Below are 26,105 nucleotides of genomic sequence, written 5' to 3'. Positions count from 1 at the left end.
TTCACGTGCCGGAGCCCACGACGCCGGAGCCCGCCGCGACCGCCGAGCCCGCCCCGACCCGGCGCACCCGCGCCGCGACCTCCGAGCCGGAGCCGACCAGGCCCGAGCCGCCCGCAACCGGGCCCGCCCGGCGCGCCACCGCCGAGCCCGCCACCGCCGAGCCCGCCACCCCCGCGAGCGACGAGCCGACACCCGCCGCCAAGCCGCGCCGTCGGCAGGCCCGCGGCGAGCGCCGTATCGCCCAGCTCCTCGACGCCGCGGCCAGCGTTTTCTGCAGCAGCGGCTACACCGCGGCCAGCACCAACGCCATCGCCCGCGAGGCGGGCGTCTCCCCCGGCACGCTCTACCAGTTCTTCCCGAACAAGGAAGCCATCGCCGTCGAGCTGGGCGGCCGGCTCCTTGAGCGGTGGCGCGAGTCCCACGGCGCGGCTCTGACCGCCGCCAATCTGGACCTCCCGCTCGACCAGCTGCTGGACGCGGTCCTCGATCCACTCTTCGCCTTCAATCACGAGAACCCGGCCTTCGCCGTCCTGGTGCACGGCCCGGACGTACCCGGCCAGATCACCCAGGAGTTCGACGCCCTGCACGCCGTGCTGCTCACGCGGATCGAGGAGATCGTCGCGAGCTTCCTCCCCGACGCCCCGCCCGCCGAGCTCTCCCTCATCGCGACCATGATCTTCGCCATTTTCAAGGCGGGCCTCGATCTGGTCCTCGCCCATGAGGGGGAGGAGCGGCAGGCGTACATCGACGAGATCAAGAAGGTCTTGTTCCGCTACCTGGCCCCCATCGTCGGTTTCTGCCCGGCCGGACAACGGGCTGCGGAGCAGCGCGACGCCGAGCCGGGCGCACATTCGCATTAATACCCCCTAGGGGTATAGTCTGGCGAGTGTCGGGGAGCCTCGGTATTCCCGTGGACCTCCGGCGCCACCATGAACTCGTACGTGTTGCACGCTCGAAGAGGAGAACGCCATGACCGCCGAGACGAACACCGAGACCGCCCAGGCGACAGGCTCCTGCTGCTCGTCGACCGGCTCCTGTCACGGCGGTGCGGCCGATGTGCAGATCGGTGGCGTCACGACCGTCTACCAGGTCACCGGCATGACCTGCGGCCACTGCGAAGGCGCCGTCACCGCCGAGATCTCCGAACTCCCTGGCGTCACCTCGGTGAAGGCGGTCGCCGCGACCGGCCAGGTGACGGTCGTCTCCGACGCCCCGCTGGAGGAGACCGCCGTACGCGAGGCCGTCGACGAGGCCGGGTACGAGCTCGTCGGCCGAGCCTGAGCACCTACCCCCGACGCCGGGCGCAAGTCCTCCGCCCACGCCCCTCAGCACCCCGCGAACGCCTCCTGCCGGGCGACTGCCCCGCGCCAACGCCTCGTCGCCTCGGCCGTACTCTCCGCGCCCGTCGTCTCCGACGCGGCGATCGAGGCCGGTGACCTGACACTCGTACGTGGGGATCCGAGGGTTGCCGCCGACGCGATCCGTCTCGCACGCCGGACGTCGGCAACGATCAAAGGGAATCTTTACTGGGCCGTCGGCTACAACGTCCCCGCACTACCTCTCGCGGCATCAGGCCTGGTCAACCCCATGATCACCGGATTCGGCATGGCCTTTTCGTCCGCATTTGCGGCAACCAGCAGCCTCCTTCTGCGCTCCTTCTGGTGACTACAAATAGGTCACAAGACCTTCACAAGGAGACCTAGATCACAGATATTGAGGGGTAACCATTAAGGCTCCTCGCGGGTCTAAATTGGCGATGCCGAGAACGTCTTGGGGGACGTTCATGGGATGTCTTGGGGGACGTCTCAGGCAAGCGTTGGCCGGGGCACGTGCCCGGGGAGCTTTGAGCGGCCCTCCCGTGCGTACGTACCCCGGCAGACCGCGTGAGGAGCTCCTGCAGCCAGCAGGCGCCCGGCCGGATCCCGTGGGGGGAATCCGCTCCGGGGATATGGGAAGCGCCCCGCCCGCCGACCCGTGGGGGGATCGGCAGCGGGGCGCTTTCCGCGTTCTGTGCGGCGGCGCTCAGCGGGGTACGGTCACCGGCTCCATCTACTGCCAGGACCGACCGCCGCCGACCGCCGCGGACGTGGTGTCAGCGGGCCTCGACCGGGACGAAGTCGCGCAGGACCTCGCCGGTGTAGATCTGGCGCGGACGGCCGATGCGGGAACCCGGCTCCTTGATCATCTCGTGCCACTGGGCGATCCAGCCCGGGAGACGGCCGATGGCGAAGAGCACGGTGAACATCTCGGTCGGGAAGCCCATGGCCCGGTAGATCAGACCGGTGTAGAAGTCCACGTTCGGGTAGAGGTTGCGCGAGACGAAGTAGTCGTCGGAGAGCGCGTGCTCCTCCAGCTTGAGCGCGATGTCCAGCAGCTGGTCGGACTTGCCGAGCGCCGAGAGGACATCGTGCGCCGCGGCCTTGATGATCTTCGCGCGCGGGTCGAAGCTTTTGTAGACGCGGTGGCCGAAGCCCATCAGCCGGACACCGTCCTCCTTGTTCTTCACCTTGCGGATGAAGGAGTCCACGTCGCCGCCGTTGGCCTGGATGCCCTCGAGCATCTCCAGCACGGACTGGTTGGCGCCACCGTGCAGCGGGCCCCACAGGGCGCTGATACCGGCGGAGATCGAGGCGAACATGTTCGCCTGCGAGGAGCCGACCAGACGCACGGTGGAGGTCGAACAGTTCTGCTCGTGGTCCGCGTGCAGAATCAGCAGCTTGTCGAGCGCCGAGACCACGACCGGGTCCAGGTCGTACTCCTGCGCGGGGACCGAGAAGGTCATCCGCAGGAAGTTCTCCACGTACCCGAGGTCGTTGCGCGGGTAGACGAAGGGGTGGCCGATCGACTTCTTGTACGCGTACGCCGCGATCGTCGGCAGCTTGGCGAGCAGCCGGACGGTGGAGAGGTGACGCTGCTTCTCGTCGAACGGGTTGTGGCTGTCCTGGTAGAACGTCGACAGCGCGCTGACGACCGAGGACAGCATCGCCATCGGGTGTGCGTCACGCGGGAACCCGCCGAAGAACCGCTTGACGTCCTCGTGCAGCAGCGTGTGCTGGGTGATCTCACCCTTGAAGGCCGCCAGCTCGTCGACTGTCGGAAGCTCGCCGTTGATCAGCAGGTACGCCACCTCGAGGAAGGTGGAGCGTTCGGCCAGCTGCTCGATCGGGTAGCCGCGGTAGCGCAGGATGCCCTGCTCGCCGTCGAGGTAGGTGATCGCGGATTTATAGGCGGCGGTATTGCCGTATCCGCTGTCCAGGGTGACCAGACCGGTATTGGCTCGGAGCTTCCCGATGTCGAAGCCCTTGTCGCCGACGGTGCTCTCGACCACCGGGTAGGTGTATTCACCGTCCGCGTACCGCAGTACTACAGAGTTGTCGCTCACGTCATCCCTCACCGACGTAGTGCCTCTTCTTCGAGGTGCCCTGACTGTCTCTACCATCCCCCATTTGGCTCAGGAGAGTGCACTCGGGGTCGACCATTGGGCCTACTGGCGGCACTCAGTGCCGCCAACCTGCTCATCTTGCCCCGTTCGCCCAGGTTCCGGAAACCGGGGTGGTGTTTCCCGACCCTCGGGGCCGGGTGACTTCCCCCGGGCGGCCGAGCCGTCCGTGTCAACCGCCGGTCAGCCGGTGGTCGAGCGCGGTGAAGCGTCTGCCTGCCGAAACGGTGCGCACTGCCTGCCCTATCGCCTTACGGGAGCCGACCAGCACGACGAGTTTTCTGGCCCGGGTGACCGCGGTGTACAGGAGGTTCCGCTGCAGCATCATCCACGCTCCTGTGGTGACAGGGATCACCACCGCGGGGTATTCACTGCCCTGCGAGCGGTGAATGGTCACGGCATAGGCGTGGGCCAGCTCGTCCAGCTCGTCGAAGTCGTACGGAACCTCCTCGTCCTCGTCCGTCAGCACCGTCAGCCGCTGATCGTCGAGTTGGAGCGAGGTGACCACGCCGACGGTGCCGTTGAAGACGCCGTTCTTGCCCTTCTCGTAATTGTTGCGAATCTGGGTGACCTTGTCGCCGACCCGGAAGACCCGGCCGCCGAAGCGCTTCTCCGGGAGGTCCGGCCGCGCGGGGGTAATCGCCTGCTGAAGCAGCCCGTTGAGCGTGCCGGCGCCGGCCGGACCGCGGTGCATCGGCGCGAGGACCTGCACATCGCGCCGCGGGTCGAGGCCGAACTTGGCGGGAATCCGGCGGGCAGCCACATCGACGGTGACCCTGCCTGCGTCCTCCGTCTCCTCCTCCACGAAGAGAAAGAAGTCCGAGAGCCCCGAAGTGATGGGCTGGACGCCGGAATTGATGCGATGGGCATTGGTGACGACACCCGACTGCTGGGCCTGACGGAAGATCCGGGTGAGGCGGACGCTGGGCACCGGACCGCCGTCCGCGAGCAGATCGCGCAGCACCTCGCCCGCGCCGACGCTCGGCAGCTGGTCGACGTCCCCCACCAGCAGCAGATGCGCACCCGGAGCGACCGCCTTGACCAGTTTGTTGGCCAGCAGGAGATCGAGCATCGACGCCTCGTCGACCACCACCAGGTCCGCGTCCAGGGGCCGGTCCCGGTCGTACGCGGCGTCCCCGCCCGGCTTGAGCTCAAGCAGGCGGTGCACGGTGGAGGCCTCGGCTCCGGTGAGCTCGGCAAGACGCTTGGCCGCGCGCCCAGTCGGGGCCGCGAGGACGACCTTGGCCTTCTTGGCGCGGGCCAGCTCCACGATGGAGCGGACCGTGAACGACTTGCCGCATCCCGGGCCTCCGGTCAGGACGGCCACCTTGCTGGTGAGAGCGAGACGGACCGCCTGCTCCTGCTCGGTCGCCAGCTCGGCGCCCGTCCGCTCGGCCAGCCAGGCCAGCGCCTTGTCCCATGCGACGTCCTGGAACGCGGGCATCCGGTCCTCGGCGGTACGCAGGAGACGGTTCAGCTGAGCCGCGAGCGAGATTTCGGCGCGGTGGAAGGGGACGAGATAGACCGCGGTCAGCGCCTCGCCGCCGTGGGGGGCCGGGACCTGCTCACGGACGACCCCCTCCTCGTCGCCCGCGAGTTCGGCGAGACACTCGATGACGAGGCCGGTGTCCACCTGGAGCAGCTTCACCGCGTCCGCGATCAACTGCTCCTCGGGCAGGAAGCAGTGCCCCTGGTCGGTGGACTGCGACAGGGCGTACTGCAGGCCCGCCTTGACCCGCTCGGGGCTGTCGTGCGGAATGCCGACCGCCTGCGCGATCCTGTCGGCCGTGAGAAAGCCGATGCCCCACACGTCGGCGGCCAGGCGGTACGGCTGGTTCTTCACGACCGAGATCGAGGCGTCCTCGTACTTCTTATAGATACGCACCGCGATGGAGGTCGAGACGCCGACGCCCTGGAGAAAGATCATGACCTCCTTGATGGCCTTCTGCTCCTCCCAGGCGGCGCCGATCAACTTCGTCCGCTTCGGGCCGAGTCCGGGGACCTCGATGAGCTTCTTCGGCTCCTGCTCGATGATGTCGAGGGTGTCGACGCCGAAGTGATCGACGATGCGCTCGGCGATTTTCGGGCCGATGCCCTTGATCAGGCCCGAGCCGAGATAGCGGCGTATGCCCTGGATGGTGGCCGGGAGGACGGTGGTGTAGTTCTCCACCGTGAACTGCTTGCCGTACTGGGGATGGGAGCCCCAGCGGCCCTCCATACGCAGGGACTCGCCCGGCTGCGCGCCGAGCAGCGAGCCGACCACCGTGAGGAGATCACCGCCGCCGCGGCCGGTGTCGACGCGGGCGACCGTGTAGCCGTTCTCCTCATTGGCGTACGTGATCCGCTCGAGGACCCCTTCGAGCACTGCCAGATTGGACATGATCCGACGCTACAGCCGGGGTCGGACAGTGCGGGCGGCCTGTGGACAACTCCGGTCCGGCGGGCGGGCGGCGACCCGGCAGGTGCCGCGACAGCCGGCGCCCGGCAAGGCCAAGGGGGCCCGGTCGACCGACCGGGCCCCTCGAACTCCCCCTCCATCAAGAACTCCCCGAATCCCCCCAGATCCCCCCAGGAGCCTTGATGACAGATACGACTCGCGTGACGGGGAAAGGGTTGTACGACTGCGGGCAGTTATTTTTGCGGAATCTCGGAATGCCGACGAAATGGAGTGATCCTCGCGTTTCGCCCGGGCGTGGGGGCGGGTGGGGGTGGGGGTGCGGGTGTGTTGGTCCCCCACCCCGCCCCTTCCCGAAACTGGGGGCAAGCCCCCAGCCCCCTGGGGGAGGTGAGCGTCGGGGCTGACGCCCTCAGACCCCGGACCCCGGAGCGGCAGCTTCCGCGCCGCGGGGTGAGCCGCAGATCCGGGAGCTACGGGCCGCGCGGGCAATCGCGCGCACCGGGGCGGGAGCCGGGGTCGGCTGGGAGGCAAGGCCCGAAGTGCGTGCGGCGGGATCTTCGCGGCAGGTGGCAGGCCGGGAGCGCTCGCCGACCGGCAGCTTCGTGCCCGGGGCGGGAAGCCCGAAGCGCCCGCCCAACCCCGCCTTCGTACCCACCGGCGGGAGGCCGCGCACGCCGCACAGCCGCAAACTTCGCACCACCGCGTGCGCCCGCCCGGTGGTGCATGCGGGACGGCGCCCCGATGCCCCGGAGCGGCAGCTTCGCGCCGCCGGGTCAATCGGAGCCGTGCTCAAAAATCAAGCTCCCGCGGGCACTGGTATGTCGGCAGCCCGCCCGGGCCCCGCCACCCTCGCCGCACACTTCCCCTACGCCACGTGCTCCGCGTACCGCCCCACCGTCTCCCGCAGCACCTCCACCCCGCCCCTCGCCCACAACCCCTCGTTGAACAGCTCCACTTCAATCGGCCCGCCGTACCCCGCCGCGTCCACCCGGTCCCGCCACTCGCGCAGGTCCACTGCGCCGTCGCCCAGCTGGCCGCGGCCGTGCAGGACGCCTGACGGCAACGGGGTGATCCAGTCCGCCAGTTGGAAGGCGTGGATGCGGCCCGACGCGCCCGCGCGAGCCACGGCCGACGGGGCCGTGTCGTCCCACCAGATGTGGTACGTGTCGACCGCCACGCCCACCTGGTCCGACGGGAAGCGTTCCGCCAGGTCCAGGGCCTGGATCAGGGTGGAGACCACGCAGCGGTCCGACGCGAACATCGGGTGCAGCGGTTCGATCGCCAGGCGCACGCCCCGCTCCCCCGCGTAGGGAGCCAGGACCGACAGCGCGTCCGCGATGCGTTCGCGCGCCGCCGGCAGGTCCCTGCTACCCGGCGGGAGACCGCCCGATACCAGGATCAGGGTGTCCGTGCCGAGGGCCGCGGCCTCCTCGATCGCCGTGCGGTTGTCGGCCAGTGCGCGGGTCCGTTCCGCCGGGTCGGTCGCCGTGAAGAAGCCGCCGCGGCACAGGCTGGTGACCGTAAGGCCAGAGTCCCGCACCAGCCTGGCGGCCGCGTACACTCCGTACGCCTGGACCGGTGCGCGCCACAGGCCCACCCCGCCGATGCCCAGGGTCCGGCACGCCTCGGTGAGTTCGGGCAGGGTGAGCTGTTTGACCGTCATCTGGTTGATGCTGAGGCGCGTCAAGTCCGTCGTCATCGACCGGCTCCGTAGATCGTGAGCAGGGACTTCATACGGTGCTCGGCCAGCCCGGGATCCGGGAACAGTCCAAGGCCGTCGGCCAGTTCGTACGCCCGGAACAGGTGCGGCAGCGAGCGCGCCGACTGCAGGCCGCCCACCATCGTGAAGTGCGACTGGTGCCCCGCCAGCCAGGCCAGCAGCACCACGCCCGTCTTGTAGAAGCGCGTCGGCGGCTGGAACAGATGCCGGGACAGCCCGACGGTCGGGTCGAGAAGTGTGCGGAAACCGTGGGCATCGCCGGTGTCGAGGACCCGTACCGCATGGGCCGCCAGGGGACCGAGCGGGTCGAAGATCCCCAACAGCGCGTGACTGAAGCCTCGTTCGTCGCCGGCGATCAGCTCGGGGTAGTTGAAGTCGTCGCCGGTGTAGCACCGGACACCCTCCGGCAACCGCCGTCGCAGGTCGATCTCGCGCTGCGCGTCGAGCAGCGAGACCTTGATGCCGTCGACCTTGTCCGGGTGCGCCGCGATGACCTCCAGGAATGTCCGCGTCGCCGCGTCGAGGTCGGACGAGCCCCAGTACCCCTCCAGCGCCGGGTCGAACATCGGACCCAGCCAGTGCAGGATCACCGGCTCGGAGGCCTGGCGCAGCAGGTGGGTGTAGAGGGCCACGTAGTCGTCAGGGGTCCCGGCCGCGGCCGCCAGCGCGCGCGAGGCCATCAGGATCGCCTGCGAGCCGGTCTCCTCGACGAGTGCGAGCTGCTCCTCGTACGCCGTACGGACGGCCTGCAGATCAGCCGGGCCGGTCAGTTGGTCGGTGCCCACCCCGCATGCGATGCGGCCGCCCACCGCCTTGGCCTCGGCCGCCGAGCGCCGGATCAGCTCGGTCGCGCCCGCCCAGTCGAGACCCATGCCGCGCTGCGCCGTGTCCATGGCCTCGGCGACGCCGAGACCGTGCGACCACAGATGGCGTCGGAAGGCGAGCGTGGCGTCCCAGTCGACGGCGGCGGGCGAGTCCGGCGAGACATCGGCGTACGGGTCGGCCACGACATGCGGCGCCGCGAAGACCGTACGGGAGGTGAGCGCGGCCCCACCGGCGAACACAGCCGGCTCGGTGCGGGGCTCGTACACCCCGCCCAGGAGCCTGATCGTCACAGCGACAGCTCCGGCACGTCGAAGCGGCGGCCCTCGGCCGACGACTTCAGACCCAGCTCGGCGAGCTGCACGCCGCGCGCGCCCGCCAGCAGGTCCCGGTGGTACGGCTCGTCGAGCGCGACATGTCGCAGGAACAGTTCCCACTGCGCCTTGAAGGCGTTCTCGAACTCGCCGTTGTCCGGCACCTCCTGCCACTGATCGCGGAAGGACTCCGTGGCGGGCAGATCCGGGTTCCAGATGGGCTTCGGGGTCGCAGAACGGTGCTGGGCGCGGCAGCGGCGCAGGCCCGCGACGGCCGAGCCGTGCGTGCCGTCGACCTGGAACTCGACGAGTTCGTCGCGCATCACCCGTACCGCCCAGGAGGAGTTGATCTGGGCGACGGCACCGCCCTCCAGCTGGAAGGTGGCGTACGCGGAGTCGTCGGCGGTCGCGGCGTACGGCTTGCCGCGTTCGTCCCAGCGCTGCGGGATGTGCGTGGCGATCTGCGCCGTCACGCTGGTGACCCGGCCGAACAGCTCGCGCAGTACGTACTCCCAGTGCGGGAACATGTCGACGACGATGCCGCCGCCGTCCTCGGCGCGGTAGTTCCAGCTCGGGCGCTGCGCCTCCTGCCAGTCGCCCTCGAAGACCCAGTAGCCGAACTCCCCGCGTACGGACAGGATCTCGCCGAAGAAGCCGCCGTCGACGAGGCGCTTCAGCTTCAGCGGGCCCGGCAGGAAGATCTTGTCCTGGACGACACCGTGCTTGATGCCGGCGGCGTCGGCGAGACGGGCCAGTTCCAGCGCGTCCGCGAGACCGGTCGCGGTCGGCTTCTCGGTGTAGATGTGCTTGCCCGCCGCTACGGCCTGCCTGATCGCACGGGCGCGCGCGGAGGTGACCTGCGCGTCGAAGTAGATGTCGATGCTGTCGTCGGCGAGCACGGCGTCGAGGTCGGTGGAGACATGGGCCAGGCCGTGGCGTTCGGCGATCTCACGCAGGGCGTGCTCGCGGCGGCCGACGAGGACGGGCTCGGGCCACAGGACGTCGCCGTCGCCGAGGTCGAGGCCGCCCTGTTCGCGGATCGCGAGGAGGGAGCGCACCAGGTGCTGGCGGTAACCCATCCGCCCCGTGACGCCGCTCATGGCGATCCGCACAGTCCTGCGTGTCATGAAGTCGCCTCCGCCTTCCCTCATTACGGCCGTTTTCCCCTGATACACGAGTAGCAAGCGCTTTCTACGCGGTATGACGCTAGCCTGCCCACGGCGGCCCGGACAAGGGTCCCGTCCCGTCTCCCGCGGAGGAAAGCGATGACAGTCACCCTGGCGGATGTGGCGGCACGCGCCCGGGTGTCCCCGGCCACCGTCTCCCGTGTCCTCAACGGCAATTACCCGGTCGCGGCGTCAACGCGGGAACGGGTGCTGCGAGCGGTTGACGAGCTCGACTACGTCCTGAACGGGCCCGCGAGCTCGCTGGCGGCGGCCACATCGGATCTGGTGGGCATCCTCGTCAACGACATCGCCGACCCCTTCTTCGGGATCATGGCCGGGGCCGCCCAGGCCGAGATCGGCGGGCAGGAGGGCTCGGGGCGCGCGGGCGGCGAGAAACTGGCCGTCGTGTGCAACACCGGCGGCTCCCCCGAGCGCGAACTCACCTATCTCACCCTCCTCCAGCGCCAGCGCGCGGCGGCCGTCGTCCTGACCGGCGGCGCACTGGAGGACCCGGACCACATCGCGGCGATGACCACGAAGCTGGCCAAGCTCGCGGACGCGGGTACACGGGTCGTACTCTGCGGCCGGCCCCCGCTGCCGGGCAGCGAGGCGATCGTCGCCGCGCTCGCCTTCGACAACCGGGGCGGCGGGCGGCGGCTCACCGAGCATCTGGTCGCGCTCGGCCACCGCAGGATCGGCTATGTGGCGGGGCCGACCGAGCGCACGACGACCCGGCACCGGCTCGAGGGCCATCGGGCGGCACTGGCCGCGGCGGGCGTCGACGGCGACCAGGACCGGCTCACGGTCCACGGCCCGTACGCCCGCCGCTCCGGCTACGACGCGACCCTCGAACTGCTGCGCCGCGACCCCGGTTTGACCGCCGTCGTGGCGGCGAACGACACCGTGGCGCTGGGCGCCTGCGCGGCCCTGCGCGACCAGGGCCTGCGCATCCCCGAAGACGTCTCCGTGGCGGGCTTCGACGACCTCCCCTTCTCGATCGACGCGGTACCCGCGCTGACGACGGTCCGCCTGCCGCTGTACGAGGCGGGGGCACGGGCGGGCCGCCTGGCGATGGGCACGGAGGCCGCGCCGCCGGGCGGCATCGCGACGATCGCGGCGGAACTGATGGCACGGTCGTCGACGGCGCCGCCGCGAAAGGGGTGAGACGGGGCGAATCCGGGATCAGCGGGCGGCAGCCGGTTCCGTTGATGTGAAGAATCAACCATCTTCCTGCTCCCGGACTTGGAGCTCTGCCCGGAGCGGGTCGCCCTCTTGCCGGGACTACGGCCTCGTCGTACCGTTGACTCAGTCAAGGATAGAGCCCGGAGCAGCCCATGCCCATCCAGGAAATCCGCGCCTTCAACCGCTTCTATACCAACCTCATCGGCGCGCTCGACTACAGCAAGCACCTCTACACCCCGTACACCCTCACCGAGTCCCGCGTCCTGTACGAGCTCGCCCACAGCCCCCGTACCGACGCCGCCGATCTGCGGGCCGAGCTCTCCCTCGACGCCGGGTACTTGAGCAGGCTCCTCGCCAAGTTCGAGCGGGACGGACTGGTCGGACGGGCGCCGTCCGAGGTGGATTCGCGGCGGCAGCGGATCACGCTCACCGAGCGGGGGCGCGAGGCCGCCGCGCTGCTCCACGAGCGGTCGCGGGAGGCCGTGGGGGCGCTGCTCGCCAAGGTGCCCGACGACGAGCGGCCGCGGCTCGTCGAGGCGATGCGGACCGTGCGCGAGATCCTCGGCCGGGGGCGGCCCGCCCACCGGGAAGGGCCCGTGCTGCGCGAGCCCGGTCCCGGGGATCTGGGGTGGATCGTGCAGCGCCATGGTGCCCTGTACGGCGCCGAGTACGGCTGGAACGCCGACTTCGAGGGGCTCGTCGCCCGGATCGTCGCGGACTTCGCCCAGGACCACGATCCCCATCTGGAGCGGGTGTGGATCGCCGAGCTGGACGGGCGGCCGGTGGGGTCGGTCATGTGCGTACGGGACGACGCCCCCGCGACCGCGCGGCTGCGGCTGCTGCTGGTCGAGCCGGATGCGCGCGGGCACGGACTCGGCGACCTGCTGGTGCGCACCGTCGTGGATTTCGCCCGCGATGTGGGGTATCGAGAACTGGTGCTGTGGACCAATGACGTACTGGCCGGTGCCCGCCGGATCTATCAGCGGGCCGGGTTCACCCTCGTCGCCGAGAAGCCGCACCGTTCGTACGGAGCCGATCTGGTCGGCCAGGACTGGCGGCTGCCCCTGCTGGAAGGAACGATCACGTGAAGTTCGCCTTCTCCACCCTCGGTGTGCCGGGCATGCCGGTCCCCGACGTGGTCGCGCTCGCCGTGGACACCGGCTACCAGGGGGTCGAGCTGCGTGCCCACCCCGAGGAGCCGGTACATCCGGGGACCGGCATGCGGGAGCGGGCCGCCGTGGTGGCGGAGTTCGAGCGGGCGGGCGTGGAAATTCTCACCGTGTGCGGGTACACCGGCGTCGCTGCCGCCGGTGACGACGCTCCGGTGTACAAGGAGCTCGACGAACTGATGTGGCTGGCAAAGGACTTGGGCGCTCCATATGTACGCGTCTTCGCCGGCGCAGGCGACCAGGACCCGGACGAGGCCGAGGCCACCGCCGCCCGCCGGCTCGGGACCGCCGCCGAGACCGCTGCCGAACTCGGTGTACGGATCCTGCTGGAGACCCACGACTCGCACCGCACAGGCGCCGGTGTCTCGCGCATCCTGGGCACGGTCGGCCACAAGCACGTCGGCGCGATCTGGGACGTGGTGCACCCCTGGCTCGACGGCGAGTCCCCGGCCGCGGCGCATGCCGCGCTCGCCCCCTTCCTCGGCTACGTCCAGGTCAAGGACGTCGCATCGGCCGACGACCTCGCGCCACTGCCGCTCGGCGCGGGCGTACTGCCGCTGTCCGAGTGTCTGGCCACGCTCACCGAGGAGACGTGGCTGTGCTGGGAGTACGAGAAGCGCTGGCATCCGGAGGCAGCCGATCTGCCGGGACTGCTGGTGCCGGGACGGGAGCACCTGGAACGCCTGCTCGCGACAGTGAGGTGAGCGCGACACCGCCGACCAGCAGCACCGCCGCGCCCCAGCGCAGCGGGCTCACCGACTCGTCGAGCAGCAGCGCCGCGGACGACATGCCGAAGACCGGGACGAGAAGCGAGAAGGGGGCGACGGCGGTGGCGGGGTAGCGGCGCAGCAGGAAACCCCAGGCACCGAAGCCGAACACCGTCGCGCCCCAGGCGACATAGACGATGGTGCCGACCCCGCTCCAGTCGAGGGAGCGCAGCGCCTCCATGTCGGCCTTGGGGCCTTCGAGGAGCAGGGAGAGCGCGAGCAGCGGCAGCACGGGGACGGTGGAGACCCAGATCATGAAGTTCAGGGCGTCCGGCGGGGACGCCTTGCGGGTCAGCACGTTGGACACGCCCCAGCAGGCCGCGGCCGCGATGAGGAGCAGGAAGGCGAGGACGGGTCCCGAGGTTCCCTCGTCGACCGCCGCGAGGACGATGCCACACAGGGCGATCGCCATGCCCAGGATCCGCACCCTGCCCGGACGTTCGTGCAGGACGACTGACGCGAACAGAGCCGTGAAGACCGCCTGGATCTGCAGGACGAGCGAGGAGAGCCCGGCCGGCATCCCGCGGTCCATACCGATGAACAGCAGCCCGAACTTCGCGACGCCCAGAGCCAGTCCGACGCCGATCACCCACTTCCAGGCGACCTTGGGACGGCCCACGAAGAAGACCGCGGGCAGCGCGGCCACCAGGAAGCGCAGGGCGGAGAAGAACAGGGGCGGAAAGTGGCCGAGCCCAAGCTCGATGACGACGAAGTTCACTCCCCAGACCGCGGTGACCAGGACGGCGAGTGCCATGTGTACGGGGCGCATGGGTCGATGATCAACGGCGTCGACCATGTAGCACCAGCGCGGGTTTCTTCATGGTGGAATTGAGCGTTGCTTACGAGTGCCCGATCAGGAACACACCATAGGGAGGCCGCCGTGCTCGATCTGGGACGACTGCGCGCACTGCACGCCGTCTCCGTCCACGGGTCCGTCGCCGCGGCTGCCGTCGCGCTCGGGTACACCCCGTCCGCCGTGTCCCAGCAGATCACCAAGCTGGAGCGGGAGACGCGTACGACTCTGCTGGAGCGCCGGGGGCGGGGCGTCGCGCTCACCGAGGAGGCGCGTCATCTGGCCGCCACCGCACAGGAGTTGCTCGCCATCGTCGAACGCGCCGAGACCACGCTGGAGGAGCGCCGGGGGCAGCCGACCGGGCGGCTCACCATCGGCGCCTTCGCCACGGCGGCGCGTGGTCTGCTTCCCGAGGTCCTGGCCGAACTGAGCCGCAGGCATCCCGGGCTCGACGCCCGCATGACCGAGGTCGACCCGCATCTGTCCATCGACCTGGTCGCCCGCGGCATGATCGACGTGGCAGTCGCGCACGACTGGGACATCGCGCCGCTGCCCGCGCCCGAGGGGGTGGAGCAGGCCGTCATCGGGGACGACCTGTGCGATCTGCTCGTACCGGAGGGGCATCCGCTGGCCGCGCACGCGTCCGTACGCCGCGAGGAGCTGGCGGGGCAGCGGTGGATCTGCCAGCCGCCGGGCACGGTCTGCCACGACTGGCTGGTCCGTACACTGCGCGCGGCCGGGTGCGAGCCCGATCTCGCCCACCGGGCCGAGGAGTACCACACCCAGCTCGCGCTGGTCGCGGCCGGACTGGGCATCGCCCTGATCCCGCGGCTCGGCCGGGGCACGCTGCCGGCGGGGGTGGTGGCGGTGGGCCTGGATCCGGTGCCGAAGCGGCGGTTGTACGCGCTGTGGCGGGCGGGGGCGGCGAGGAGGCCGGCGATCACGGAGACGGTGGGGGTGTTGCGGGGGCGGTGGGCGGGGGGTTGACGGCGGGGGTGCGGGGTGCGGGGTGCGCCTGCGGCGGGCCTTCTCCCCTACCCGCCCTCCCCCTACGGCCTGGCGGCCGTGGGAGGTACCCCCATCCCGAACTGGGGGCAAGCCCCCAGACCCCCGTACGCGCTTCGCGCGTGTCCTCAAGCGCCGGACGGGCTGAATGTGCGGCCCAGCCGCACACTCAGCCCCGCCGGCGTTTGAGGCGCGGGAAGGTTGGGGTCCCCCCGGACGGAGTCTGGGGGAGGGCGGGGTGGGGAGAAAGCCCGCCGCAGGCGACCCGCCCGCCCCGCGCGGCGCCTCGCGTACCAATTGGCGGCAACCCCGGCGCGGCGGGGAACCCCCCACCCGGACCGGCCGTCTAACGGGCCGTACTGCCGGGTGAGTCTCCGCTGTGCGGTGTCGGCTCTCGCTGCTGGCTGCGATCGCTGACCACCCCTCTCCAGCCGCCTGCGGCCGGCAGCACACCGCCACCGGTGCGGCCCCCTCCGACAACACCGGTGGCGGCCCCCGTCCCGGTGACCTTCCGCGCGCCGCGCCGTCTTTGTCTTGCCACACCCTTGACCTGGCAGTAATTTTCGGGCTATCCGTGTGTCCTTGGAAGTTTCCTTCAACTCCCTTGTCGAGCAAGGCCGGAAGGAGCCCCATGCACGACCGGAGCCTCACAAGACGCACCCTCCTCACCGCGACTGCCGCCACCGCCGTGGCGGCGGGCGCCGTTGCCGGCGCCTCCCCCGCACTCGCCCTTCCCTCCCACCGCGACCGCCTCAAGCGGCTCATCTCCCGGATGAGCCTGGAGGAGAAGGTCGGCCAGCTCTTCGTGATGCGGGTGTACGGGCACTCAGCCACCGCCCCCGACCAGGCCGACATCGAGCTGAACCTCAAGGAGATGGGCGTCCGCACCGCCGCCGAGCTGATCGCGGCGTATCACGTCGGCGGCATCATCTACTTCTCCTGGGCGCACAACACCCGTGATCCGTACCAGATCGCGGATCTGTCCAACGGCATCCAGCGGGCCGGACTCGCCCAGTCCACTCCCGTACCGCTGCTGATCTCCACGGACCAGGAGCACGGCATCGTGGCCCGCGTGGGCAGGCCCGCCACCCTGATGCCGGGTGCGATGGCGCTGGGCGCGGGCGGGTCCCGCTCCGACGCCCGTACGGCGGCGCGGATCGCCGGGGCCGAGCTGGCCGCGATGGGTATCTGCCAGAACTACGCCCCGGTCGCCGACGTCAACGTCAATCCCGCCAATCCGGTCATCGGGGTCCGCTCCTTCGGTGCCGACCCCGACGCGGTGGCAGGCCTGGTCGCCGCGCAGGTGAAGGGCTATCAGAGCGCCGGAATCGCCGCGACGTCGAAGCACTTCCCCGGGCACGGCGACACCACCGTCGACAGTCACACGGGCATCCCGGTCATCACCCACACCCGCGAGCAGTGGGAGGAGATCGACGCCCCGCCGTTCCGGGCCGCGATCGCCGCCGGTATCGACTCGATCATGACGGCGCACATCCAGTTCCCCGCGCTGGACCCGAGCAACGACCCGGCCACGCTCTCGCGCCCCATCCTCACCGGCATCCTGCGCGAGGAGCTCGGTTACGACGGTGTGGTGGTCACCGACGCGCTCAATATGCAGGGCGTGCGCGACAAGTACGGCGACAGCCGGGTGCCGGTGCTCGCGCTGAAGGCGGGTGTGGACCAGCTGCTCAACCCGCCGGACCTGGCGGTCGCCTGGAACGGCGTCCTCAGCGCGGTCAGGAGCGGCGAGCTCACCGTGGCCCGCCTGGAGGAATCGATCCTGCGCATCCTGCTCCTGAAGGAGAAACTGGGCCTGTTCCGCGACCCGTTCGTCTCCCGGCGCGACGTGGAGCGCACCGTCGGCGCCCGTGCGCATCTCGCGGCGGCCGACCGGATCGCCGAGGGCACCACGACCCTGCTGGTCAACGAGGGCGGGCTGCTGCCTCTGAACCGGCGCAGTGGGCGCAATCTCCTGGTGGTCGGCGCCGATCCGGCCTCACCCACCGGGACGACCGGACCGCCGACCTCCGTACTGGCGAAGGCGCTGACCGAACTGGGCTTCGCCGCGAGCGCGCTGTCCACCGGGATCACCCCGACGGCCGCGAAGATCGACGAGGCGGTTGCCGCGGCGGGCGGCAAGGACGCGGTGATCGTCGGCACGTACAACGTCACGGCGACCAGCCCGCAGCGGACCCTGGTGGCCCGGCTCGCCGCGACCGGCGTGCCCGTCGTCGTGGTCGCCATCCGCAATCCGTATGACATCGCCCAGCTCACCGGCGTACGGGCGGCGCTCGCCGCATACTGCTGGACCGATGTCGAACTGCGCGCGGCGGTACGGGTGATCGCTGGCCGGTGCGGCCCGGAAGGGCAGCTTCCGGTGCCGGTGCAGCGTGCGGACGATCCGCTCCAGGTGCTGTATCCCATCGGCCACGGCCTGTCGTACGACTGACAGAGTCCGTCGTACCGGAGAGCGAAAGACCCGAGGGCGAAAGACCGACATACGCAAACGTGCCACGCACCCCCGGCGCACTCCCGCAAAATGTCATCAATCGCCCCGCACGTCCGGCGTGGCCCGCCCCGGCGGGTCACGCCGGACGGACCGGCCGGGGGTCGGGGCTCGTGGGGGGTACGTGATGGGCGTGAAGCAGCGGTCAGCCGGGGTGGTGAGCAGCCTGGTACCGGTACTCGCCCTGGTGGTGGCCTTGATCGCAGGCTGCCAGCAGACGAGCGGACGCACCGGAGCGGCCGCGAGCAAGGTCGAGAGCGCCGGCCCGACGCCCGCGGGATACGGCCCGGTCTTCCTCGGTCCCGGCGACTGCGCCTCGCGCGGCCGCGACTTCCGTGAAGTGCCCTGCACCAGCGAGAAGGCGTCCGCCCGGGTGACCGCCCGCAACGAGGGGCGACTGTCGGCGGGCCCGGCCTGCCCCGCCGCCACCGACTTCGTCCTGCACATCTCCGAGAGCCGCCTCTCGACGGACGAGGACGGCGACGGCGACGTGGGTCAGGGGTACGCCTGCATGCGCAATCTGGAGCCGCCGCATCCGGGCGACCCGGGCGGGGGCGGCGGTCCGCACACCGTGGTCGGCGACTGCGTCTACAGCGCGAGCGCGGGCCAGGTGAAGGAGACGGCCTGCGACGGATCGGGAACGCGCGCACCGGAGTTCACGGTGGCGTCCTCGGTGGAGCGCCGGGCGAAGTGCCCGCCGTCCACGGCGCTGTATGTACGGCTGGAGGGGGACAAGCCGGTGGGCTGCGCCCGCCGCGTGTGAGGATCACTCGGCGGCGGGCGCAGCCCCAGGGGACCTACGGCCGCAGGGCCGGCTCCCGCTCGATGTCGCGCTTGTCGAGCTTCGCGTCGTACCTGGTCAGCGGCTTCGCCTTCGCCTCGTCCTGCTGGACGGCGGCCGGGGCGACGCCCGCCCACTTCAGAATCGCGGCGGTGGCTGCCGCCTTCTGGTCGGGCACCAGGGCGGCCACATTGGCGCCGTGGTTGGCACCCGGAGCGACATACACATGGCTGTCGTGGGTGCCCCTGCCGGGCCGGAACTGCTCGGCGCCCCACGGGTCGTTCTGGCCGTAGACGAAGAGCATCTGGTTGGCGTTGTGCCGCACCCAGGTGTCCACGTCGCGCATGACCCACGGCTTGAAGCGCATCGGGATGTCACGCGGCACGAAGTTCCGCGGCGGCTGGTACCCGTACCGGGTCAGGCCGTTCAGGTGCGGCTGCTTGATGTCGGGCGAGCCCAGCTCGGTGCCTGCCTGGTAGTAGTACGGGGTGTACGTCTCCAGGCCCTGGTCGGTGTAGGCGGAGAAGCCCGAGATCGCGTCGACGCTGTCGTAGATCTCCTGGTCACTCGCGGTCGCGGCCGCCGGGATCGATCCGCAGTCGGCGAGCTTGCTGTACTGCCAGAAGGCCCAGACGTAGTCGAGGACGACCGCCTCGTACGCCTTGTCGAGGCTGCCGACGGTCGTGAAGGTGTAGCCCTCGGCGGTCGCGGCCGCCTGGTACTTGGCCTCCAGCGGCTCGCGCCGTACCAGTGCCTCGCGCTGGACCGCGTTCAGCTTGTCGCGGCACTCCTTGGTGCCGACGTTCTCGAAGAACCGGTCGTACGCCGAGTCCTCCTTGTTGACCACGTCGTTGGGCGCGACGTACGCGACGACGCCGTCCATGTCCCGCGGGTAGTGGCGCTCGAAGTAGGTGGCCGTCATGCCGCCCTTGGAAGCGCCGGTGGCGAGCCACTTCTTGGTGTAGATCTTCTTCAGCGCCTTGAAGACCCGGTGCTGGTCGCTGGCCGCCTGCCAGATGTCCAGCGTGGACCAGTTGGCCGGGTCGGGCCTGGACGGGGTGAAGAAGCGGTACTCCAGGGAGACCTGGTTGCCGTCGATGATCGCCGTCGGCTCACTGCGGCGTGGCGTGGTGCTCACGTTGTAGCCGGAGGTGAAGAAGACGGTGGGGCGGCTGGTGTCCTTGTGCAGCAGGGTGATCCGCTGCTTGAACGTGCCCTTGCCGGGGTGCCGGTGATCGACCGGCTGTGTGTAGTTGAGGACGAAGTACCGGTAACCCGGGTACGGCTTCTCCTCGATGAGACTCATGCCCTCGATCGCGAGGATCTGGTCCTTGATGTCCGTGCCGGCCGTCGGCTCGGCGGCGGTAGCCGCACCGGCCGTCGCACCGGCCGCACTCACGGTGCCAATGAGCACCACGAGCGACAGCAGCCATCTGAGCGCCTTGCGCATTCACCCTCCCCTTGATTCACCTGTGGTCGCGGTGAACCTAGCGGGGGAACACCAGTCCCGCCAGCCCCAGTTGGGATCGGCTGGTCCGACCAGGTGTCAGGCGGCGGGCGGCGGAGGCGTCAGCAGAGGATCCAGCCGGTCGAGCGCGAGATGCCCGCGATCGAACCGGTGGCCCGTACACAGCGGTTGAGCGCGTGAACGGTGACGGGTCCCGCCTGGCGGGTGAAATTGCCCTTGTCGACCGCGGCCCGACCGCCGCGCGCCTGGAGCGATATGGACATGACCCGCCGCGCGCCGGGCCTGCTGGCGACCGTGACGGCGCAGGCGTACTGCCGGTTCTTGTAGACCCGCAGCTCGCCGCTGGGGAACTTGACGGTCTTCAGCGGCCGGCCGCTGCACGTGGAGACGGCGGCCTCGGCGTGTGATGCGCCCGGTCCCGCCAGCGTGAGCGCACCTGCCGCGATGAAGACGGCGACGCCCTGCGCGAGCAGCCGCCGTCCCCGTCGTTTGTTCCCCGACCCGTCTATGTTCCCCGTTCCACCGAACACGCTCGCACCCCTTTGTCACGGCCCCGTACATGCGTACGACGCAGCCGGGCGTCCTATGGTTGCGGTATTCGGCGATCCGTCAGACGGCGGCGGGTTCGTCCTCCCCGATGAAGGTGCGCCAGAGCATGGCGTACGGCCCGTTCAGGGCGAGGAGTTCGTCGTGCGTACCGTCCTCGACGACCTTTCCGCGGTCCATCACGATGACCCGGTCCGCGCGGGCCGCCGTGGTCAGGCGGTGGGCGACGACCAGCGTGGTGCGGCGGCCCGTCAACCGCTCCGTGGCCTGGTTGACCTGGGCCTCGGTGGCCAGGTCGAGGGCCGCGGTCGCCTCGTCGAGCAGCAGGATGTCCGGGTCGACGAGCTCGGCCCGGGCCAGCGCGATCAACTGGCGCTGGCCCGCCGAGAGGTTGCGGCCGCGTTCGGAGACCGCGTGCAGGTAGCCGCCGTCGAGGGTGGCGATCATGTCGTGGGCGCCGACCGCGCGGGCCGCCGCTTCCACCTCCGCGTCGCTCGCGCCGGGGCGGCCGTAGGCGATGGCGTCCCGGACGGTCCCCGCGAAGAGGTACGCCTCCTGGGGGACGACGCCGAGCCGGTGCCGGTAGGCCGTCAGATCCAGCTCGCGCAGATCGGTGCCGTCGGCGGTGACCCGGCCGCCTGTCGGGTCGTAGAACCGCGCGACCAGCTTGACGAGCGTCGACTTGCCCGCGCCTGTCTCGCCGACGAAGGCGACGGTCTGGCCGGCCGGGATGCGCAGGTCGATCGAGTTCAGGGCCGCTTCGTCGTCCCCGTACGCGAAGTCGACGTTCTCGAAGGCGACCTCACCGCGCAGCGAGCGCACATCGACGGGCGCCTTCGCGGTGGCGGTCGATGTCGGCTCCTGGAGGAGCTCCTGGATGCGGCCCAGCGACACCGTCGCCTGCTGGTATCCGTCGAAGACCTGGGAGAGCTGCTGCACGGGCGCGAAGAACAGATCGATGTAGAGGAGGTAGGCGACGAGCGCGCCGGTGCTGAGGGTGCCCGCCTCGACGCGGCTCGCGCCGACGATCAGCACGGCCGCGGCGGCGACCGAGGCCAGCAGCTGGACGAAGGGGAAGTAGACCGAGATCAGCCACTGGCCGCGCACCCGGGCCTGGCGATAGCTGTCGCTGCGGCCGGCGAACCTGTCCGCGCCGTCGCGCTCGCGCCGGAAGGCCTGCACGATCCGCAGCCCGGACACGGACTCCTGGAGGTCGGCGTTGACGACGCTGATGCGTTCACGGGCCAGTTCGTAGGCCTTGACGCTCTTCTTGCGGAAGAAGAACGTGCCGACGATCAGCACCGGCAGGGTCGCGAAGACCACCAGCGCCAGCTGCAGGTCGATGACGAGCAGGACGACCAGGATGCCGAAGAAGGTGACCACCGAGACGAACGCGGTGACCAGGCCCGTCTGCAGGAACGTGGACAGGGCGTCCACGTCCGTCGTCATCCGGGTCATGATCCGGCCGGTCAGTTCGCGCTCGTAGTAGTCGAGTCCGAGCCGCTGGAGCTGCGCGAAGATCTTCAGACGCAGGGAGTAGAGGACGCGCTCGCCGGTGCGGCCCGTCATCCGGGTCTCGCCGATCTGCGCCAGCCACTGCACGACCACACTCGCCAGCGCGAGCAGGGACGCGGCCCACACCGCGCCGAGTGCCACCTGCTCGACGCCCTCGTCGATGCCGTGCCGGATCATGACCGGCAGCAGCAGGCCCATGCCCGCGTCGGTCGCCACCAGCAGCAGGCTGACCAGCAGGGGCAGTCCGAAGCCGCGCAGCAGCCTGCGCAGGCCGTAGGTCTGCTCGGGGCGTACGGCACGCGCCTCGTCGATCTCGGGGGTGTCGGTCGCCGGGGGCAGCGCCTCGACCTGGGCGAGCAGCTCGGGGGTGGCGCCGGGTGCCGCAGACTCCTCGGCCCGTTCCTCGCGCTCCCACAGGCGGGGGGTGATGCCGCGCTCGACGTCGAACTCGGCGTCCAGCTCGTCCCGTACGGAGTTGTCCTCCTCCGGTTCCGCGGCGGGCGTCGGGGTGTGGCCCGGTGATACGCCGCCGAGCTCGTCCGGGTCGGTCAGCAGCCGCCGGTACAGGGCCGAGCGCCCGGTCAGCTCCTCGTGCGTACCGATGTCGGCGAGGCGTCCGCCGTCGAGAACGGCGATCCGGTCGGCGAGGCCGAGCGTGGAGCGGCGGTGGGCGATCAACAGGGTGGTCCGGCCCGCCATGACGCTGCGCAGCGCCTCGTGGATCTCGTGCTCGACACGGGCGTCCACGGCCGAGGTGGCGTCGTCCAGGAGCAGCAGCCGGGGATCGGTGAGGATCGCGCGGGCGAGCGCGATGCGCTGGCGCTGGCCGCCGGAGAGGGTGAGACCGTGTTCGCCGACCTTGGTGTCGTAGCCCTGGGGCAGCTCGGCGATGAAGCGGTCGGCCTGGGCGGCGCGCGCGGCGGTCTCGATCTCTTCCTGGGTGGCGTCCGGCTTTCCGTACGCGATGTTGGTGCGCACGGTGTCGGAGAAGAGGAAGCTGTCCTCCGGCACCAGGCCGATGGCGGCACGCAGGGATTCCATGGTCAGCTCGCGCACATCGTGGCCGCCGACCAGGACGGCGCCGTGCGTCACGTCGTAGAAGCGGGGCAGCAGCAGCGAGACGGTTGACTTGCCGCTGCCGGAGGAGCCGACGACGGCGACGGTCTCGCCCGGCAGGATCTCCAGCGAGAAGCCGTCCAGGACGGGGCGCTGCTCGTCGTATCCGAAGGTCACGTCGTCGAACTCGACCGTCGCCGGCGCGTCCGCCGGGAGTTCCTTGGTGCCGTCCTGCATCGTCGGCTCGGTGTCGATCAGCTCCAGTACGCGCTCGACACCGGCGCGGGCCTGCTGTCCGACCGTCAGCACCACGGCGAGCATCCGGACCGGGCCGACGAGCTGCGCCAGATAGGTCGAGAAGGCGACAAAGGTACCGAGGGTGATCTGGCCGCGGGTGGCCAGCCAGCCGCCGAGCGCCAGCATCGCGACCTGCCCGAGCGCGGGGACGGACTGGAGCGCGGGGGTGTACTTGGCGTTGAACTTGATGGTCCGCAGGCGGCCCGCGAAGAGTTTGCGGCCGACCTCGCGCAGTTTGCCGGTCTCCTGGTCCTCCTGCCCGAAGCCCTTGACCACGCGTACGCCGGAGACGGCGCCGTCGACGACGCCCGCGACGGCCGCGGCCTGGCTCTGGGCGTACCAGGTGGCGGGGTGCAGCCGGACGCGGCTGCGCTTGGCTATGTACCAGAGGGCCGGGGCGACGGCCAGGGCGATCAGGGTGAGCGGCAGCGACAGCCACGCCATGATCGCGAGAGAGATCAGGAAGAGCAGGATGTTCCCGATGGTCATCGGGAGCATGAAGAGCAGGCCCTGGATGAGCTGGAGGTCGCTGGTGGCGCGGCCGACGACCTGGCCGGTGGAGAGTTCGTCCTGACGGCGGCCGTCCAGACGGGTGATTGTCCCGTACATCTCGGTCCGCAGATCGTGCTGGACGTCGAGGGCGAGGCGTCCGCCGTAGTAGCGGCGTACATAGGTGAGGGCGTAGATGACCAGGGCCCCGACTATCAGCAGCCCGGTCCAGACGGCGACGGACCGTGTTCCGTCACCGATCACGTCGTCGATGACGACCTTGGTGATCAGCGGGACGAGCGCCATGACGGCCATACCGCCCAGCGACGAACCGAGCGCGAGCACCACATTGCGCCGGTAACGCCAGGCGTAACCGGCGAGCCTCCGTGCCCAGCCTTGGTCTGCCGCCGCCACGTGGTGCCTCCCGGTCGCCCGATCCAGTTCTGAAATCGTGTTCTGATCTACCGGAAAGCACCAACGCGGCGAGCTGCGGATTTCATCCCGCCCCGGCGAACGGGCGCCTCACCGGATGGCGGAAATCGCGTCCCTCGCGGCCGTCTCCGGGGTGGCCGGCAGGGCCTCCTGCGGAACGGCGGGCGGGGTGAAGACCTCGGCCGACCGGGCTGTGGTCGGGTTGAGGTCCTTGTGGATGGCGCGGGCAACGGCCTGGATGGTGGTGACGCCGTAGTCCATGGTCGCGTTGTCCCACGTCAGGACGGTGATCGTGTAGTCGTGGCCGTTGCCGGTGAAGGCACCGATGCTGTGGACGCGCCAGCCGTGGGTGGCCCGGGACAGCCAGCCGTTCTTGACCTGAACGGTGACGTCGGCGGGGGCTCCGGCCGGGGTGCCCCAGCGCTGGGAGGTGATGACCTTGCTCATCAGCTTGAGGGCGTACGCGCGATTGCCGTCGGACAGCACGGTGTTCGGCACGGTCAGCAGCGCGAGCAGCTTCTGCTCGTCACGAGCGGTGATCTGGGTGAGCCCCCAGTAACCATCGGCGCCGGGGATCGTCTGGGTCATCCCGGCGGCCGTGAGGAAGCTCTTGATCTTCGTCAGGCCGAGCTGCTTCCACAGGGCGCTGGTGGCGGCGTTGTCCGACTTGGTGATCATGTCGTAGGCGAGCGTGAACTCGCGCTGGGTGAAGCCGCGCTTCTGCCGCTGCGCGTCCAGCAGCAGGGCCCCGAGCACGGTCACCTTCACCACGCTGGCCGAGTCGTATTTCTGGTCCGGGCGCAGAACACAACTCGTCTTGCTGACGCGGTCGTTGAGGAGCACGGCGGTCGTCGACCTACGGCCCGAGAGCGCGGCGGTGATGTCGGCGGTCAGCTTGGCGGCGAGTCCCACGGTCTTGGAAGTGCAGGCAACCTGCGGGGTCGCGGCGGCCGCGGGCGCGGAGCCCGCGGCCAGCGGCACGAACACGCCCGCGGCCACGACGGCCGAAGCCGCCCGCGCGCGGCGCGATATTCGGTGGTGAGTCATGGAGGCTTTCCCTGTCTCCTGGTGCTGTCACGGGTGCGCCTCTGCGGTGCACCCGCCACACATGACTCACGACTGGCCGAAAAGTTGTAGTGAGTGAGGTCTCAGTACGAGGCTCAGTACTGCGGAAGGCAGACCGAAAGCCGGTAGAAACGGGTGATTTGGGCGGGATTCTGGTTGTCGTCGCTGGCCAGCAGGAGCTGGAGCCGGCCACCGGGTCCTCGCGAAGTGACCGTCATGGCCTCGATGTTGTCCAGCAGCGGATTGGGCTGGGGCTGCTTGGCCGGGGCACCGAGGGACGGGCAGTCGGCGATGTCGGCGAGCAGGGTCTTGCGTACGAGCCGGACCCCGTCCTGCCCCGTGACGTACTCGACACCGCTGACGTCGTCGGCATGCCGCAGGTCGGCGAGATAGAGCCGGACGGTGTTGCCGATGCCCGGCGTGAACCCGCGCTCGAGCACGAGCAGCCGGCCGTCCCCGGTGGCGGTGGTCTCGCTGATCCCGAGACCGGCGTCGGCGCGGTACGCGTACTGCTCGTCGAGACGGAAGTCCTGCTTCGGGCTGTGCCGCTTCCAGGTCTGCAGCCGCATGATCCCGGCCCCGTCACCGGCGATCGGGCCCTCCATGGCGGCGACGAGGGTACGGCCGCCGGGCCCCAGCGTCAGCCCCTCGAAGGTGAGATTCCGCGTGGCCCGCCCCGCGGGAGCGACGCGCAGCGCCTCGGGCACGGGGAGGGAGGCGAGTATCGCGCCCTCGCGGCTGTAGCGACGGATGGACGGCTCGATCTCGGAGCTGATCAGCCGGCTGCCGTCCCGCTCGACGACAAGCCCCTCGGAGTCGAGCTGCGCCCCCTTCTCGTCGGCGAGATGCACGACGCTCGTCGGCCGCAGACTCACGCGGTCGAGGCCGAACAGCTCCGAGCGGTCCGAGACCGCCGCGATGCCGCCGTCCGTGTCGACGGCGAGGGCGGAGAAGTTGCCGACGAAGGTGCCCTGGAACTCGGTCTTGTCGAGCGCGTCGGAGTAATTGTCGATGCTCACCCGGGGCGAGCAACTGCCCGTGCGGGGACGGGAGTCGGCGGGAGCGGCGGCGCCGAGGCAGGTGGCGACGGCCAGGCCGGCGGAGACGGTGGCGAGTACGGTTCGCAGACGCATGGCGCCACCGTAGGCCGGTGCGGGTTGAGCCCGGGCGGACTT

Annotated in this window: 18 protein-coding genes and 2 pseudogenes; 9 read left to right on the top strand and 11 right to left on the bottom strand. The window is 70.3% G+C overall.

Translation table 11 applies throughout. From position 1 onward, the window contains the following. Positions 1-5 precede the first annotated feature (5 nt). From OHA61_RS25260 to OHA61_RS25250, 3 genes and pseudogenes are all read left to right on the top strand, one after another. Complete coding sequence (locus tag OHA61_RS25260; protein ID WP_406304943.1) at positions 6-860, top strand: TetR family transcriptional regulator; 855 nt, start codon at positions 6-8, stop codon at positions 858-860. A 109-nt stretch (positions 861-969) separates the two neighbouring features. Further along, positions 970-1,281 (top strand): heavy-metal-associated domain-containing protein, encoded by a 312-nt coding sequence (locus tag OHA61_RS25255; RefSeq protein ID WP_406304942.1) that lies wholly within the window; start codon positions 970-972, stop codon positions 1,279-1,281. A 129-nt stretch (positions 1,282-1,410) separates the two neighbouring features. Beyond that, positions 1,411-1,665: pseudogene (locus tag OHA61_RS25250) on the top strand (heavy metal translocating P-type ATPase); the annotation flags it as partial. Between the two features lie 427 nt (positions 1,666-2,092). Here OHA61_RS25250 and OHA61_RS25245 read toward each other — a convergent pair. From OHA61_RS25245 to OHA61_RS25225, 5 genes are all read right to left on the bottom strand, one after another. After that, on the bottom strand, positions 2,093-3,382 hold the full coding sequence (locus OHA61_RS25245) for a citrate synthase (protein ID WP_324978645.1): 1,290 nt from the start codon (positions 3,380-3,382) through the stop codon (positions 2,093-2,095). 229 nt (positions 3,383-3,611) lie between these two features. Continuing rightward, positions 3,612-5,819 carry an ATP-dependent RecD-like DNA helicase gene (locus tag OHA61_RS25240; protein ID WP_406304941.1) on the bottom strand — a complete coding sequence of 736 codons (2,208 nt, stop codon included), beginning with the start codon at positions 5,817-5,819 and terminating at the stop codon, positions 3,612-3,614. An 883-nt stretch (positions 5,820-6,702) separates the two neighbouring features. Beyond that, positions 6,703-7,536, bottom strand: coding sequence for a sugar phosphate isomerase/epimerase family protein (locus OHA61_RS25235; protein WP_406304940.1), 834 nt, complete (start codon positions 7,534-7,536; stop codon positions 6,703-6,705). Next, complete coding sequence (locus OHA61_RS25230; RefSeq protein ID WP_406304939.1) at positions 7,533-8,672, bottom strand: dihydrodipicolinate synthase family protein; 1,140 nt, start codon at positions 8,670-8,672, stop codon at positions 7,533-7,535. Before OHA61_RS25230 ends, OHA61_RS25235 begins: the two co-directional genes overlap by 4 nt. Next, positions 8,669-9,820: a Gfo/Idh/MocA family protein gene (locus OHA61_RS25225; RefSeq protein ID WP_406304938.1), complete on the bottom strand. Its 1,152-nt coding sequence runs from the start codon at positions 9,818-9,820 to the stop codon at positions 8,669-8,671. Before OHA61_RS25225 ends, OHA61_RS25230 begins: the two co-directional genes overlap by 4 nt. A gap of 138 nt (positions 9,821-9,958) precedes the next feature. Between OHA61_RS25225 and OHA61_RS25220 the strand changes: the two genes are divergently transcribed. From OHA61_RS25220 to OHA61_RS25210, 3 genes and pseudogenes are all read left to right on the top strand, one after another. Then, a complete protein-coding gene (locus OHA61_RS25220; protein ID WP_406304937.1) occupies positions 9,959-11,023 on the top strand; it encodes a LacI family DNA-binding transcriptional regulator in 1,065 nt (354 codons plus the stop codon). A 170-nt stretch (positions 11,024-11,193) separates the two neighbouring features. Then, positions 11,194-12,129, top strand: coding sequence for a GNAT family N-acetyltransferase (locus OHA61_RS25215; RefSeq protein ID WP_406304936.1), 936 nt, complete (start codon positions 11,194-11,196; stop codon positions 12,127-12,129). Beyond that, a pseudogene (locus OHA61_RS25210) lies at positions 12,126-12,896 on the top strand (sugar phosphate isomerase/epimerase family protein); the annotation flags it as partial. The gene OHA61_RS25215 and the pseudogene OHA61_RS25210, both read left to right, overlap by 4 nt. Here OHA61_RS25210 and OHA61_RS25205 read toward each other — a convergent pair. Next, positions 12,790-13,746, bottom strand: a complete 957-nt coding sequence (locus tag OHA61_RS25205; protein WP_406304935.1) for an EamA family transporter — start codon at positions 13,744-13,746, stop codon at positions 12,790-12,792. The pseudogene OHA61_RS25210 and the gene OHA61_RS25205 sit on opposite strands and share 107 nt — an antisense overlap. A gap of 111 nt (positions 13,747-13,857) precedes the next feature. Between OHA61_RS25205 and OHA61_RS25200 the strand changes: the two genes are divergently transcribed. The 3 genes from OHA61_RS25200 (at position 13,858) to OHA61_RS25190 (ending at position 18,044) form a co-directional block, all read left to right on the top strand. Continuing rightward, positions 13,858-14,757 (top strand): LysR family transcriptional regulator, encoded by a 900-nt coding sequence (locus OHA61_RS25200; RefSeq protein ID WP_406304934.1) that lies wholly within the window; start codon positions 13,858-13,860, stop codon positions 14,755-14,757. A 649-nt stretch (positions 14,758-15,406) separates the two neighbouring features. Next, the gene (locus OHA61_RS25195; RefSeq protein WP_406304933.1) at positions 15,407-17,224 is read left to right on the top strand and encodes a glycoside hydrolase family 3 protein; all 1,818 of its coding nucleotides are present in this window, start codon (positions 15,407-15,409) and stop codon (positions 17,222-17,224) included. A gap of 184 nt (positions 17,225-17,408) precedes the next feature. After that, positions 17,409-18,044: a hypothetical protein gene (locus OHA61_RS25190; protein WP_406304932.1), complete on the top strand. Its 636-nt coding sequence runs from the start codon at positions 17,409-17,411 to the stop codon at positions 18,042-18,044. A gap of 34 nt (positions 18,045-18,078) precedes the next feature. Here the strand turns inward: OHA61_RS25190 and OHA61_RS25185 are convergent, their stop codons facing one another. The 5 genes from OHA61_RS25185 to OHA61_RS25165 all read right to left on the bottom strand — a co-directional run bounded on the left by OHA61_RS25185 (position 18,079) and on the right by OHA61_RS25165 (position 26,063). Beyond that, positions 18,079-19,512: a S28 family serine protease gene (locus OHA61_RS25185; RefSeq protein WP_406304931.1), complete on the bottom strand. Its 1,434-nt coding sequence runs from the start codon at positions 19,510-19,512 to the stop codon at positions 18,079-18,081. 119 nt (positions 19,513-19,631) lie between these two features. Beyond that, positions 19,632-20,060, bottom strand: a complete 429-nt coding sequence (locus OHA61_RS25180) for a hypothetical protein (RefSeq protein ID WP_324990777.1) — start codon at positions 20,058-20,060, stop codon at positions 19,632-19,634. Positions 20,061-20,139: 79 nt separating this feature from the next. Further along, entirely contained in the window at positions 20,140-23,847 is a 3,708-nt protein-coding gene (locus OHA61_RS25175; RefSeq protein WP_406304930.1) for an ABC transporter ATP-binding protein, read from the bottom strand. A gap of 108 nt (positions 23,848-23,955) precedes the next feature. After that, positions 23,956-24,912 (bottom strand): serine hydrolase, encoded by a 957-nt coding sequence (locus OHA61_RS25170; RefSeq protein ID WP_324990782.1) that lies wholly within the window; start codon positions 24,910-24,912, stop codon positions 23,956-23,958. Positions 24,913-25,025: 113 nt separating this feature from the next. Continuing rightward, positions 25,026-26,063, bottom strand: a complete 1,038-nt coding sequence (locus tag OHA61_RS25165; RefSeq protein ID WP_406304929.1) for an esterase-like activity of phytase family protein — start codon at positions 26,061-26,063, stop codon at positions 25,026-25,028. Positions 26,064-26,105 lie beyond the last annotated feature (42 nt).

This window comes from Streptomyces sp. NBC_00885, from assembly GCF_045207475.1.
Lineage (GTDB): Bacteria > Actinomycetota > Actinomycetes > Streptomycetales > Streptomycetaceae > Streptomyces.
The sequence above is the reverse complement of the archived record's forward strand: the minus strand, read 5'-3'. Positions and strand labels throughout refer to the sequence as shown.

Bases quoted from the DNA above. Each gene is read 5' to 3' on its own strand.
- OHA61_RS25190 (WP_406304932.1), top strand. From the start codon at position 17,409: ATGGGCGTGAAGCAGCGGTCAGCCGGGGTGGTGAGCAGCCTGGTACCG.
- OHA61_RS25225 (WP_406304938.1), bottom strand. From the start codon at position 9,820: ATGACACGCAGGACTGTGCGGATCGCCATGAGCGGCGTCACGGGGCGG.
- OHA61_RS25185 (WP_406304931.1), bottom strand. From the start codon at position 19,512: ATGCGCAAGGCGCTCAGATGGCTGCTGTCGCTCGTGGTGCTCATTGGC.
- OHA61_RS25215 (WP_406304936.1), top strand. From the start codon at position 11,194: ATGCCCATCCAGGAAATCCGCGCCTTCAACCGCTTCTATACCAACCTC.
- OHA61_RS25165 (WP_406304929.1), bottom strand. From the start codon at position 26,063: ATGCGTCTGCGAACCGTACTCGCCACCGTCTCCGCCGGCCTGGCCGTC.
- OHA61_RS25255 (WP_406304942.1), top strand. From the start codon at position 970: ATGACCGCCGAGACGAACACCGAGACCGCCCAGGCGACAGGCTCCTGC.
- OHA61_RS25195 (WP_406304933.1), top strand. From the start codon at position 15,407: ATGCACGACCGGAGCCTCACAAGACGCACCCTCCTCACCGCGACTGCC.
- OHA61_RS25220 (WP_406304937.1), top strand. From the start codon at position 9,959: ATGACAGTCACCCTGGCGGATGTGGCGGCACGCGCCCGGGTGTCCCCG.
- OHA61_RS25205 (WP_406304935.1), bottom strand. From the start codon at position 13,746: ATGCGCCCCGTACACATGGCACTCGCCGTCCTGGTCACCGCGGTCTGG.
- OHA61_RS25235 (WP_406304940.1), bottom strand. From the start codon at position 7,536: ATGACGACGGACTTGACGCGCCTCAGCATCAACCAGATGACGGTCAAA.
- OHA61_RS25170 (WP_324990782.1), bottom strand. From the start codon at position 24,912: ATGACTCACCACCGAATATCGCGCCGCGCGCGGGCGGCTTCGGCCGTC.
- OHA61_RS25240 (WP_406304941.1), bottom strand. From the start codon at position 5,819: ATGTCCAATCTGGCAGTGCTCGAAGGGGTCCTCGAGCGGATCACGTAC.